The sequence below is a fragment of the Rickettsiella endosymbiont of Aleochara curtula genome (assembly GCF_964030935.1).
In the GTDB taxonomy this organism is placed as follows: domain Bacteria; phylum Pseudomonadota; class Gammaproteobacteria; order Diplorickettsiales; family Diplorickettsiaceae; genus Aquirickettsiella.
Map to the genome: position 1 here is coordinate 206,236 of NZ_OZ034990.1, position 13,483 is coordinate 219,718.

At 41.9% G+C, this 13,483-nt stretch carries 10 protein-coding genes, 2 tRNA genes and 1 rRNA gene; all 13 read left to right on the forward strand.

Annotated features, from left to right (window positions below; translation table 11 throughout):
* Positions 1 to 11: 11 nt before the first annotated feature.
* The gene (locus AAHF87_RS00860) at positions 12 to 764 is read left to right on the forward strand and encodes an isoprenyl transferase (protein ID WP_342146353.1); all 753 of its coding nucleotides are present in this window, start codon (positions 12 to 14) and stop codon (positions 762 to 764) included.
* The gene (locus AAHF87_RS00865) at positions 757 to 1,560 is read left to right on the forward strand and encodes a phosphatidate cytidylyltransferase (RefSeq protein ID WP_342146355.1); all 804 of its coding nucleotides are present in this window, start codon (positions 757 to 759) and stop codon (positions 1,558 to 1,560) included. The genes AAHF87_RS00860 and AAHF87_RS00865 overlap by 8 nt, the downstream gene beginning before the upstream one ends.
* Entirely contained in the window at positions 1,557 to 2,780 is a 1,224-nt protein-coding gene (ispC, locus tag AAHF87_RS00870; protein WP_342146356.1) for a 1-deoxy-D-xylulose-5-phosphate reductoisomerase, read from the forward strand. Before AAHF87_RS00865 ends, ispC begins: the two co-directional genes overlap by 4 nt.
* A gap of 194 nt (positions 2,781 to 2,974) precedes the next feature.
* Positions 2,975 to 5,317 carry an outer membrane protein assembly factor BamA gene (gene bamA / locus AAHF87_RS00875; protein ID WP_342146357.1) on the forward strand — a complete coding sequence of 781 codons (2,343 nt, stop codon included), beginning with the start codon at positions 2,975 to 2,977 and terminating at the stop codon, positions 5,315 to 5,317.
* Between the two features lie 25 nt (positions 5,318 to 5,342).
* Positions 5,343 to 5,852: an OmpH family outer membrane protein gene (locus tag AAHF87_RS00880; protein WP_342146359.1), complete on the forward strand. Its 510-nt coding sequence runs from the start codon at positions 5,343 to 5,345 to the stop codon at positions 5,850 to 5,852.
* Between the two features lie 297 nt (positions 5,853 to 6,149).
* On the forward strand, positions 6,150 to 7,190 hold the full coding sequence (gene lpxD, locus AAHF87_RS00885; protein WP_342146360.1) for a UDP-3-O-(3-hydroxymyristoyl)glucosamine N-acyltransferase: 1,041 nt from the start codon (positions 6,150 to 6,152) through the stop codon (positions 7,188 to 7,190).
* Positions 7,191 to 7,387: 197 nt separating this feature from the next.
* A complete protein-coding gene (fabZ, locus tag AAHF87_RS00890; RefSeq protein ID WP_342146361.1) occupies positions 7,388 to 7,831 on the forward strand; it encodes a 3-hydroxyacyl-ACP dehydratase FabZ in 444 nt (147 codons plus the stop codon).
* Between the two features lies 1 nt (position 7,832).
* Positions 7,833 to 8,606, forward strand: coding sequence for an acyl-ACP--UDP-N-acetylglucosamine O-acyltransferase (gene lpxA / locus AAHF87_RS00895; RefSeq protein ID WP_342146362.1), 774 nt, complete (start codon positions 7,833 to 7,835; stop codon positions 8,604 to 8,606).
* Positions 8,590 to 9,756, forward strand: a complete 1,167-nt coding sequence (gene lpxB / locus AAHF87_RS00900) for a lipid-A-disaccharide synthase (protein WP_342146363.1) — start codon at positions 8,590 to 8,592, stop codon at positions 9,754 to 9,756. Before lpxA ends, lpxB begins: the two co-directional genes overlap by 17 nt.
* Positions 9,757 to 9,928: 172 nt before the next feature.
* Positions 9,929 to 10,525, forward strand: a complete 597-nt coding sequence (gene rnhB / locus AAHF87_RS00905; protein WP_342146364.1) for a ribonuclease HII — start codon at positions 9,929 to 9,931, stop codon at positions 10,523 to 10,525.
* A 620-nt stretch (positions 10,526 to 11,145) separates the two neighbouring features.
* A 16S ribosomal RNA gene (locus tag AAHF87_RS00910) occupies positions 11,146 to 12,706 on the forward strand.
* A 408-nt stretch (positions 12,707 to 13,114) separates the two neighbouring features.
* A tRNA-Ile gene (locus tag AAHF87_RS00915) sits at positions 13,115 to 13,191 on the forward strand.
* A gap of 174 nt (positions 13,192 to 13,365) precedes the next feature.
* Positions 13,366 to 13,441, forward strand: a tRNA-Ala gene (locus tag AAHF87_RS00920).
* Positions 13,442 to 13,483 lie beyond the last annotated feature (42 nt).

The following is a 13,483-nucleotide window of genomic DNA, read 5'->3' on the forward strand; positions in this document are numbered from 1 at the left end:
TTCGACTTGCTATGTCAACGCTAGACACTACTCATGAACTAAAACGTCCACGCCATATCGCCATTATTATGGATGGCAATGGCCGTTGGGCAAAGCAACGGCATTTACCTCGGGTGCTAGGCCACCAAGAAGGTGTGAAAGCGGTGCGTAAGGTGATTAAACTGTGTGGCGAAATCGGTATTGAAGTGCTTACTTTATTTGCCTTTAGTAGTGAAAACTGGCAGCGCCCTGAACAAGAAGTTAACTATTTAATGACCTTATTTCTGAATACCTTAAAAAACGAAATTGATAAATTAGCTAAGAACAATGTGCAATTAAGAATGGTGGGTAATCTAGAACGGTTTAATCAGCCATTACGTGAATGGATCGACAAATCTCAGGCTTTAACGGCTAAAAATACCGGTCTGCAATTGGTCATTGCGGTCAATTATAGTGGCCAATGGGATATTGTCCAGGCTGCTCAGAAAATCATCAATCAACTTAAGTCAGGCACATTGGAAAGTGAGATATTAACTCGAGAAATCTTTGCTAATTATTTAAGTTTGGCTGATTTGCCTGGTGTAGATCTGTTGATCCGCACCAGTGGCGAATATCGAATTAGTAATTTTCTACTCTGGCAATTAGCTTATACTGAACTGTATTTTACTGATACTTTGTGGCCTGATTTCGATGAACAAGAATTAAATAAGGCTTTGCATTTTTATGCGCAACGAGAACGGCGATTTGGATGCACTAGCGAGCAACTCGCGGAAATAAATGCTTAAACTTAGAATTTTAACTGCATTGATTTTGATTCCCTTAGTTATAATTGGAATTTTTTATACATCGGAATTTTATTTTAAGCTATTTACAGCGGCAATTATGTTACTAGCTGCTTGGGAATGGTCACGTTTGAGTGCTTGGATAGATGTACCTCAGCGATGCTTATATGTAGGCGTGCAAGCGGCGATTTTATTTCTTATTTTACCTTACTTAGACTATGCCGGACTTATAAAAATTGGTTTGATTTTTTGGGGTTTACTAAGCGTTTATTTAATTTGGGCAGGTAGCAAACCTCTATTGCCAATGATTAGTCCTGGGATCACTGCTGGTTTAGGTTGGTTAATCATTAGTTTATGTTGGGTGGCGCTACAAAAATTGCAAATGACACCGGTTTATTTAATGTTTATGCTGTTGATTATTTGGTTAGCCGATACCGCAGCGTTTGTCAGTGGTCGTTTATGGGGGCAGCATCTCTTAGCGCCGACTTTGAGCCCCAAAAAAACCTGGGAAGGGTTTATTATTGGTTTATTATTTACTTTTTTTGCAGCGATGCTTATGTTCTATTTTTTCCATGGAATCAAACCCACGCTATGGCAAATGTGTTTATTGGTATTATTGACGGGTTTAGCGGCAGTGGTTGGAGATTTATTTGAAAGTCAACTAAAACGACTACGAGGGTTAAAAGATAGTGGTCAGTTATTACCTGGTCACGGTGGAATTCTGGATCGGATCGATAGCTTATTGGCTGCAGCCCCCGTGTTTACAGGATCTTTATTACTGTTAGGTTTAGTAACATGAAATCGCTAACTATTTTAGGTGCAACCGGATCGATAGGTGTTAGTACTTTGGATGTTATCAATCAGCATCCAACGCGTTTTAATGTGATTGCTTTAACCGCGCACTACAACATTGATTTACTATTTCAACAATGTCTAAGATTTAAGCCTAATTATGCCGTGGTTGGCAGTGAAAATTTATGTGAAAACCTGCAGCAACGTTTGCGCGCGGAATCTGTAAAAACCCAAGTATTATTCGGTAGGGATGCTTTAGCTTTTGTTGCCAGTCTCGATGAAGTGGATACAGTAATGGCCGCTATTGTTGGCGCCGCAGGCTTATTACCGACCTTAGCCGCTATTAAAGCCAAAAAACAAATATTGCTGGCGAATAAAGAAGCCTTAGTTATGGCAGGTTCTTTGTTCATAGAAGAAGCACAACGCGCGCAAACTACATTGGTGCCTGTAGATAGTGAACATAATGCTATCTTTCAGTGTTTACATGGACAAGTTGCACCCGGTAGCGCCTGTAAAAGTCTGGCGAAAATTATTTTAACCGCATCGGGCGGTGCCTTACGACATAAACCCTTAGAGCAATTGTCAGCGACTACACCTACACAGGCTTGTCAACATCCGAATTGGCGTATGGGACGCAAAATTAGCGTCGACTCTGCGACGCTCATGAATAAGGGTTTTGAAGTCATAGAGGCCTATTTTTTGTTTGGCCTTACACTCGAGCAAATTGAAGTGGTGTTACATCCGCAGAGTATCGTACATTCATTCGTAGAATATTTAGATGGATCCCTGTTAGCGCAATTAGGCAGCCCTGATATGCGTATCCCTATCTCTTATGCCTTGGCCTTTCCAGAAAGAATTACCAACTCAGTCACTTCATTAGATTTATTAAAAGTCGCACGCTTGGATTTTTTAGCGATTGATGAAAAGCGCTACCCCTGTTTAAACCTAGCTTATCAAGCACTGCGCATCGGTGGGACAGCGACAACAATACTGAATGCTGCGAATGAAATTGCGGTACAAGCGTTTTTAGACGGTAAAATCTATTTTACTGATATTGCCAAGCTTAATCAGGATGTGCTGGAAAAAATTCATTCACGACCCGTTACTAATCTAGGTATTATATTGGAGGATGATAATTTAGCGCGTGAGATTGCTAAAGAGATGATTTTAAAGCATTATAGCGCTTCAGAAGCGAAAATGATGCGAAAAGCGTCCATCATCCATTAAGAATGTGTCATAAAGGCACACCGTTTAGTTTTCGTTAAAATTATTTTTATATACTCACAGCAATGGGATTGGCAAGACGCTGCGATAATGAAGCAACCAGAATGTATTTTCATACATGAGAATTGCAAATTGAGCAGCAACACCGCTAGAAATTCCAGTGCGAAGCGTATTTTTTTGGCTAAAAAATAACGACTATGTTACGACATTTATTGAGAACTTTTTTAGTAGGATCGTTATCGATCATTTTTTTCTTTGCTTTGCCTGCGCAAGCTTTTACCGTCAATCGCATAGAGATCGATGGTCTCCAAGGCATTAGTCGTGATACGGTGCTCAGTTATTTGCCCGTTAGCACCGGCCAATCTTTTCAATCCTATCAATCATCTGCTGTCATCAATGCACTGTATGCGACCGGATTCTTTAGTGATGTCACATTAGAAGAGCAAGCTAATGCCTTGATTATAAAAGTGGTGGAAAGACCGACCATTAGCGAAGTCGACATCACCGGTAATAAAGAAATTCCTAAAGATAAATTAAAGCAAATCTTAAAAAAAATTGGCTTAGTTCGTGGCCGCTTATTTGACAAAGCTACTTTAGATCGTTTCGTTTCACAGTTGCGTACGCAGTATGACAATATGGGTAAATATTCAGCACGCGTAACACCTATTATTACGCCGTTGCCTAATAACCGAGTATCGGTACGTATTGCTATTTCTGAAGGTCTTACTGTAGAAATTGCTGATATTTCCATAGTCGGTAATCATGTTTTTAGCGAAAGAAAATTACGTGCTGCCTTACCCTTGGGCACGCATCACTTTTGGTCTTTTTTCACCAATGCGGATCAATATAGCCAAGATCGATTATCCGCTACGTTAGATGCCTTACAATCTTATTATATGGATCGGGGTTATCTTAAATTTAAAATAGATTCTACGCAGGCTACGCTAACGCCCGATAGGAAACATGTTTATCTTATTATCCATGTCACTGAAGGGCCACTATACAAACTCAGTGGTTTTCAGTTCACCGGAACTGCTATCGTCTCGCAAACAAAATTACATAAACTATTAGTGCCTTTACAAAGTGGCCAGATATTTTCGCGTGAAAAAATTGTAGCGGCAGAGCAGGGTATCAAAAAATCACTAGGTGATTTTGGTTATATTTTTGCGACCGTTAATACCGTACCCCAAGTTGATGAAGAAAATAAAACCGTTTTTTTAACCTTCTATGTTGATCCGGGTAATCGAGTCTATGTACGACATATCAATATATCCGGCAATCTAAAAACGCAGGATCTGGTATTTCGGCGTTTGTTGCGCCAACAAGAAGCCAGTGTGATTTCAGAATCGGATATGAAGGCATCTATAAGACAGCTTAATCTCAGTGGTTTTCTGGAAGGACAGCCACAGTTAACACCGGTTCCCATTGCTGGATATACCGATCAGGTGGATCTCGATGTCAATATAAATGAAGCGCATGCCGCACAAGCTTTATTTAGTTTAGGTTATGGTACCAACGGACCGGTAGTCGGAGCCTCTTTAAATCAAAATAATGTTTTCGGAACCGGGAATCAATTAGCTTTAAATTTCAATAATACGCGCGCGGCAACGGTTTATAGTATTAGTTATAATAATCCTTATTACACCTTGGATGGCATACAACGCGGATATGATCTGTTCTATCAGCGATCTACGCCCGGTGATCTGAATACCACGACCTATAATACGAATACCTATGGTGGTGATCTGCATTATGTTATTCCTTTTGATGAACGTGGGGATAGCTTACTGCTACAAGGTGGCTTACAAAAATTACAACTTAATTTGCCACCTACTAATCAACAATCGCTGGAAGTGCAAAAATTTGTTGCGCAACACGGTGTACAATTTAATCAATTTTTATTTACACTGGGCTGGTCACGAAATAGCTTAGACCGGTTGGTATTTCCCACCAATGGAATTTATCAAAGTGCCAACGTACAACTTGCCTTGCCGGTCGGCGGTCAACCTTTATACTATTATAAAACAAATTACTCCGGAACAGGTTATTTGCCTTTCAAGCATAATTTTATTCTGGAAAGTCGTCTAAGCTTAGGTTACGGTAATGGTTTTGCTTCGACGTCTGGATTGCCTTTTTTCACCAATTATTATGCAGGCGGTATCGGTACCGATGGTCAAGTAAGAGGCTATGAGATCAGTTCTTTAGGGCCTAGAGATACCAACGGTTATCCTCTGGGAGGTAATGTGATGACGGTCGGTAGCCTAGCTTTAATTGTGCCTAATCCGGTGTCTGATAAATTAAGAACCAGTATTTTTGTCGATGCGGGTAATACTTATTCGACTCAAGGTGTTACTCATCCGCCTAATGTTATTAGGGGCGGCACTGCCTCAGGGCCCCTCCGTTATTCCGCTGGAATAGATGTGGATTGGCGAGTTCCAGTTTTTAATGTAACATTAAGCTTTAGCATAGCGAAGGCCATGAATCCTCAACCAGGCGATCAAACCCAAGTCTTCCAGTTCAATATTGGAACAGGTTTTTAATTTTAGCTTATTTAAGGAGCTGATAATGAACAAAGTTTGCTTAGTATCTATCATCACATTAATGACAGGTCTGCTGACCGTGTCGGCTCAAGCAGAAGAAGTAAAATTAGCTGTCGTGGATATGCAAGTGGTATTACAAAAGGCTCCACAGATTGCCAAAATTAATGAAGCATTAACCCGCCAATTTAAAGGTCGACAAGATAGTATCGTTAAAGAGCAAAACGCATTACGCAAAGAAGCAGAGAATTTACAAAAAAATGCGGCAGTCATGAATGCGGCGGATCGAAGCGCTTTAGAGAATAAGCTCATGACCGATGAGAACAAGGTTAAGTCGATGGTTGCTTCTTTTCAAAGTGATTTATCTAAACAACAAAGTGAATCATTACACGGTTTTAGTCAGCAACTAGACGGCGTGGTTAGTAAAGTAGCGGCGCAATCCGGTTATGATTTGGTCATTCAAAAAGGTAGCACTTTATATGCTAAAAATAATCTTGATATTACACAGCAAATTTTAGATGCGCTAAAAAGAGCTTAGTACTCTTCGCAGTGGAGCTTTTGTCTGTGTTGCCGCTAGCTTCGCAATCCTCATGTATAGTATATACACTCCGGTTGCTCACTGTCGCGGCGCCTTGACAAAAGCTCCACTGCTGTGAGTAACTACTCTTTGCACTTGAATTTTTGTCTGTGCATAGTGCAAATGCATGGATTGTCGCACCACTACGGTGCTCGCAATGACTAGTGATATTTCATGTCGGCAATCGATTAATATTTTGCGCATTCGCAATAACTAAAAATGCTTGATTATCTGCTGAAACAAAAAATAGAGTAAAATATGCAGCGTCGACATACATTACAAGAAATTGCTCGTTTGATCGGTGCTGATCTGAAAGGCGATCCGAATTGTTTGATCAGCGGCATTATGGCGTTGCAAAGCGCAAAGGCAGGGCAAATTTCTTTTTTAGATAATAAACGTTATCTAAAATATCTTGCAGCTACACAAGCCTCCGCGGTTATTCTAAATGCAGAAAGTTTAAAACATGCTCCGAATAATGCCTTAGTCGTTGCTGATCCTTATCTTGCATTTGCTAAGGTCGCTAAATTATTTGAACGATTGCCGCAAGTCATACGCGAAATTCATACAACGGCTGTCATAGCTAAAGATTGTCATATTCACCCTAGTGTGAGTATTGCCCCATACGTTGTAATAGGCGCTAACACGCGTTTAGATGAAGGCGTAGTGATAGGTGCAGCTTGTGTGATAGGCGAAAATGTTGTTATTGGTGCCAATACACGTTTAGCATCGCATGTGAGTGTGTGTGCAGATACGCAAATAGGCGAGCGTGTGATTATTCACAATGGTAGCGTTATTGGTAGTGATGGTTTTGGTTTAGCCAAAGAAAATAATAAATGGGTTAAGATTCCTCAATTAGGAAAAGTGCAAATAGGTCATGACGTCGAAATCGGAGCTAATGTCAGTATTGATCGTGGCGCGCTAGGCGATACGATCATCGGTGATGGTGTGAAATTAGATAACCAAATACAGGTAGGCCATAACGTTACGATAGGCGAAAATACGGCTATTGCAGGATGCACAGGCATTGCTGGAAGTACGCATATTGGTAAAAACTGCATGATTGGTGGTGGAGTTTGTATCAATGGACATATAGAAATTGTGGACAATGTTTATATTACTGGCATGTCGAGTGTCGTACATTCTATCCGACATCCTGGAATTTATTCTTCCACACATACGACGCAACCGGTGCGTGAATGGCAAAAAAATAGTGTGAGATTTCGTCAGTTGGATCAATTAGCTAAAAGATTGCGAAAAACTGAAGCATTGGTTAATAATATATCAATCGATAATGATTAAGTCATTACGGGTAAAAATTAATGCGTCATGGCGAGGTCGAAAGGCCGTGGCCATCCATGGATTGCCGCGCGCTACGCGCTCGCAATGACGATTAATATTTTATGCGTCGTAAAGACGAAAAGTGAATGATTAAAAAGATCAGAATAAAGAATGTATAAATCAATTAATAGAAAAAATAGTAAACTTAGGTAAGAACTATGAGCGACGTTATGGATATCCAAGAAATACTATCTTATTTACCGCAGCGTTACCCTATTTTAATGATCGACAAAGTCATTTCAATAGAGCCGGGAAAATCGATAGTGGCTATAAAGAATGTAACCGTTAATGAACCTTATTTTTTGGGTCATTTTCCCGGTAATCCTATTATGCCAGGCGTACTTATTTTAGAAACGATGGCGCAGGCGACAGGCATACTCGCTTTACATGCTAATAGAGAAAATAAAGAAGGTTTTTTATATCTTTTTGCCGGTATTGATGATGCACGTTTTAAACGGCCAGTAGTGCCCGGCGATCAGTTATTAATTGAAGCTGAGGTCATAAAGGTAAAAGGTAATATTTGGAAATGTAAAGTCACTGCAAAAGTGGACAACGAATTGGCTTGTGAAGCAACACTCATGGGTGCTGGGAGAAAATGCTAACATGATACATGCGCTGGCAATTGTTGACCCCGCGGCTAAGTTAAGCCCTAATGTGAGTGTAGGACCTTGGAGTATTATTGGACCTGACGTAGAGGTAGGTCCTAATACTATTATTGGACCCCATGTTGTATTGAAAGGTCCCACGCGTTTGGGCGCACATAACAAAATTTATTCTTTTTCATCCATCGGTGATGATCCGCAGGATAAAAAATATCAAGGAGAAAAAACCCACTTAGAGATAGGTGATCATAATGTTATTCGCGAGTATTGCACGATTAATCGCGGTACCGCACAAGATAAAAGCTTAACTAAAATTGGTCACCATAATCTTTTCATGGTTGGTTCTCACATTGCACATGATTGTGTGATTGGCGATCATGCTATTTTTGTTAATAATGTGGCTTTGGCTGGTCATGTGACCATCGGAGATTACGCTATCTTAGGTGCTTATAGTGCCGTGCATCAGTTTTGTCATATTGGCGATCATAGTTTTATTGCCGCTTCAAGTATGGTAAGGCAAAATGTATTACCCTATATTTTGGTTGAAGGCGGACATGAAGCTCGTGCTTGTGGTCTTAACAAAGAAGGTCTAAGAAGAAGTGGTTTCACCGACGAAGCGATTAGTATTTTACGCTGTGCGTATAAATTAATTTTCCGGAAAAATTTAACCGTTGAACAAGCCTTAGAAGAACTAAAGCCTTTGGAGTTCAATTCTCCTCAGGTGAGACTCATGGCAGAAGCACTTAAAAATTCTGAACGTGGCATCATTCGTTAAACTACCACTTCGCATTGGCATCGTGGTTGGCGAGGCCTCAGGCGACTTGCTGGCTGCGGATCTTTGCAAAGAATTAAAACGCCGACAAATCCCATTTATTGTTGTTGGAATTACCGGCCCAGAACTTCAGCAACAAGGCGCGTATTCTTTATTACCCATGGAACGCTTGTCTGTCATGGGTTTAGGTGAAATCCTGAAACAGTTGCCACAGCTACTGCGTTGTCGGCGGGAAGTTACTGAATATTTTATTTCAAATCCTCCGGACGTGTTTATTGGCGTTGATGCGCCCGAATTTAATCTAGATTTAGAAAAAAAATTAAAAAAGCATGGCATACGCACGATACATTATGTGAGTCCTAGCGTTTGGGCATGGCGTCGCTGGCGCTTAAAAAAAATTGCAAAAGCGGTCGACCTAATGTTATGCCTATTTCCCTTTGAAAAACGTTTTTATGAAGAACATAAAATTCCCGTGCAATTTGTTGGTCATCCTAGTGCCGACGAAATTCCATTCGCTGTCGATAGCTTAGCAGCGCGTAAAGACTTAGGTTTGCCCGAATCTGCATCCATTGTTGCTATACTGCCCGGCAGTCGACGCAATGAAATTAATTACTTAGGTGAATTATTTCTTCAAACAGCGTTGCGTTGTTATCAACAAGACCCCAAGCTAATTTTTGTCGTTGCCATGCTAAATCAAGCAAGGGAGCAGCAATTTCTTCAACTAGCTCATCAAATTACACCTGATCTTCCTTTGCAGGTGATACGCGGGAAATCTCGCCAAGTCATGGCAGCGTCTAATGTAGTATTGTTGGCTTCTGGTACCGCTACCTTAGAAGCGATGCTACTAAAAAAACCAATGGTGGTTGCTTATAGGATGAGTAAACTATCTTATTGGATGGCAAAACTTTTAATTAAAGTTGATTATATTGCTTTACCTAATTTATTAGCTAAGAAGTTATTGGTTCCGGAATTTATTCAAGAAAAAGCTAACGCTGATAGCTTGTCGCAAGCACTCTTTTATTATTTGAACAATCCAGATATTGTGAGTAAACTAGAAAAAGAATTTTTAGTACTCCATCAACAACTAAGTTGTCACGCAAGTAAACAAGCAGTGGATGCGGTATTGAAAATTTTAAACACACACTCGATTTAAAATACTCTGTACTTGGATTTTTGTCTGTGTTGCCGCTCAATTCGCAATCCTCATGTATCTTTGTTATACATAGATTACTGCACGAGCACGGCACTTGCCAAAAACTCAATTACTGTGAGTAAAATTTTTTCTCGATGTGATTTAATTTTTTAATTCCATAAGTTCTGTTCTCATGGAAAAGCATTCAAGTGCGAAGAGTATAGCCGGTGTTGATGAAGCAGGGCGAGGCCCTTTGGCAGGTCCGGTGTTTGCAGCAGCGGTTATCTTGGATAGCAGAAAATCAATTGCAGGTTTAGCCGACTCTAAACAATTAACCGCAAAAAAGCGCGAATATCTCGCGGAAAAAATTCAAGAAAAAGCCAAGGCCTGGGCGATAGGTCGTGCTGAAGTGGAAGAAATCGATCGCTTAAATATTTTTCATGCAAGTTTACTCGCTATGCAACGTGCAGTTCTTACTTTAGCGTTGATTCCGAGCTTAGTGTTAGTGGATGGTAAACATTGTCCTAAGTTAGACTACTCGACCAAAGCCATCATTAAAGGCGATGAGAAAGTTGCGGTCATTAGTGCCGCCTCTATATTAGCCAAAGTACATCGTGATGCCAGCATGGTCTTGCTAGATGTAGAATATCCTGGCTATGGTTTAGCACAACATAAAGGTTATGGTACGCAGCAACATTTACTCGCTTTAAAAAAATTAGGCCCTAGTCCAATTCATCGCCGTTCTTTTGCTCCTGTTAGACAAGCAACTCTCATCATTGCGAATGTGTAGCAAACCCGTCATTGCGCGCGTGTGTAGTATTCCTTGTCTCGCGTGCACCGTTGCAAACTCTCGTCATTGCAAGCATCTTACGTGCGCGACAATTTAGACATACGCACACCATGCCTTTCTATAATTGTTTAACTCAATTTGCAAAACTTCGGATAATGTTTTGTAAACTGCTTGATTTTATAAATAGTAAAATTAGCATTAATAATGGTTAATTTTTTTACTAAATAATGTTATAATAGGCTTATTCTACAGTATAAAAGCAAATAAATTTCTTTAGACACGAAACTTATTTCAAGTTACTTAGTTTTTTCTAACAAAACAGTTAAAAAATTTTTTAACGCTTGACAGAAAAAATGTATGAGGTAGAATTCGCGAGCTCTTGAGTTTTTGGCTTGAGGGAGTGGAGAGAAGAGTTAGAGTTGAAGTAGTGTAAGAGCTATAAAGCATCTAAAAATATCTTAAAGTTCATTAACAAAGTAAAGCAGTAAGCAAAGTGTGTGGGCGCTTGGCAAGAGCCGATATGAGGGCTATTAGAAGCAATTTTGATAGTTATAAGTATTAGCAAACCGAGCGCTGAGATTGTGAGAGATCATAATTTGAGTGAGACGGGATTAAACAAAAAAGTGAAGAGTTTGATCCTGGCTCAGATTGAACGCTGGCGGTATGCCTAACACATGCAAGTCGAACGGCAGCACAGTAAAGATTTCGGTCTTTATGGGTGGCGAGTGGCGGACGGGTGAGTAATGCGTAGGAATCTGTCCTGGAGCGTGGGATAACCCGAGGAAACTCGGGCTAATACCACATGATATCGAGAGATCAAAAGCAGGGGACCGCAAGGCCTTGCGCTCTGGGGTGAGCCTACGTCGGATTAGCTAGTTGGTGGGGTAAGAGCCTACCAAGGCGACGATCCGTAGCTGGTCTGAGAGGATGACCAGCCACACTGGGACTGAGACACGGCCCAGACTCCTACGGGAGGCAGCAGTGGGGAATCTTGGACAATGGGGGAAACCCTGATCCAGCGATACCGCGTGTGTGAAGAAGGCCTTCGGGTTGTAAAGCACTTTAGGTGGGGAAGAAAGGTAATGAGCGAATAACTCATTGCTGTGACGGTACCCGCAGAATAAGCACCGGCTAACTCTGTGCCAGCAGCCGCGGTAATACAGAGGGTGCAAGCGTTAATCAGAATGACTGGGCGTAAAGGGCGTGTAGGTGGTTGACTAGGTTTGATGTGAAATCCCCGGGCTTAACCTGGGAATTGCGTCGAAAACGGGTCGACTCGAGTGAGATAGAGGGTTGTGGAATTTCCGGTGTAGCGGTGAAATGCGTAGATATCGGAAAGAACATCAGTGGCGAAGGCGACAACCTGGATCTTAACTGACACTGAGGCGCGAAGGCGTGGGGAGCAAACAGGATTAGATACCCTGGTAGTCCACGCAGTAAACGATGAGAACTGGCTGTGATGTGTAGGGAGCAATCTCTGCATGACGTAGCGAAGCTAACGCGTTAAGTTCTCCGCCTGGGGAGTACGGCCGCAAGGTTAAAACTCAAAGGAATTGACGGGGGCCCGCACAAGCGGTGGAGCATGTGGTTTAATTCGATGCAACCCGAAGAACCTTACCTACCCTTGACATCCTTGGAAGAAGGCAGAGATGCCTTTGTGCCGAAAGGAACCAAGAGACAGGTGCTGCATGGCTGTCGTCAGCTCGTGTCGTGAGATGTTGGGTTAAGTCCCGTAACGAGCGCAACCCTTATCCTTTATTGCCAACAGGTTATGCTGGGAACTTAAGGGAGACTGCCGGTGATAAACCGGAGGAAGGTGGGGACGACGTCAAGTCATCATGGCCTTTATGGGTAGGGCTACACACGTGCTACAATGGGGCGTACAGAGGGAAGCCAACCCGCGAGGGGGAGCCAATCCTTTAAAACGTCTCGTAGTCCGGATTGGAGTCTGCAACTCGACTCCATGAAGTTGGAATCGCTAGTAATCGCGAATCAGCAAGTCGCGGTGAATACGTTCTCGGGCCTTGTACACACCGCCCGTCACACCATGGGAGTGGGTTCTACCAGAAGGCGGTAGATTAACCTCGCAAGAGGGGATCGCCGACCACGGTAAGATTCATGACTGGGGTGAAGTCGTAACAAGGTAGCCGTAGGGGAACCTGCGGCTGGATCACCTCCTTATGAAAATAAGACAATAATAAACCCTAAACGCCTAAGCGCTCACACACATTGCTTACTCTTACAAAATGAATCTTCGGATTCTTTTTGGCTATAAGAGAATAAAGAAATAACTGAATTAGCAGGCCAAGTATTTTGTTTTAGTTCAAGGCGGACGCGCTTTGAGAAGCAGAGTGTACTGGAAAGTACATGAGCATTCGAAAAGCAAGTTCAACGAAGAAATAAAACAAAAGACGAAGGCCTTACAAGATTAAGGGTCTGTAGCTCAGTTGGGTGAGCAAGAAAAGAAAAAGCAAAGCTTTTTCCTTGCGAACGCCCGGAGCAGGAGCGCAGGGTTGGCTTTCGAGCGAAGCAGGAATGCGTAGCGAAGAAAGGAGCACACGCAGAATAGACCGAAGTTAAAGGTGTTTGGGGTCTGTAGCTCAGTTGGTTAGAGCACACGCTTGATAAGCGTGGGGTCGGTGGTTCAAGTCCACCCAGACCCACCAGCTTAAGACTAAATTAAAAAAGTCTTTTGGGTGCAGAACTAGAGAAGCGAAGAATTTTATTCGAGTTCAAGGCGAAAGATTGCCGAGGAACGAAGTGCACTGCGAAGTGCATGAGTACCGCAGACAAGCTTTTAACGCAGAGATGGAGTAAAAGACAAGCTTCCTAAAGTATGAGGGGCCATAGCTCAGCTGGGAGAGCATCGGCTTTGCAAGCCGAGGGTCGTCGGTTCGATCCCGACTGGCTCCACCAAGAATACAGGCCCATAAAGAATTTTAGAATATAAGGAAGAGT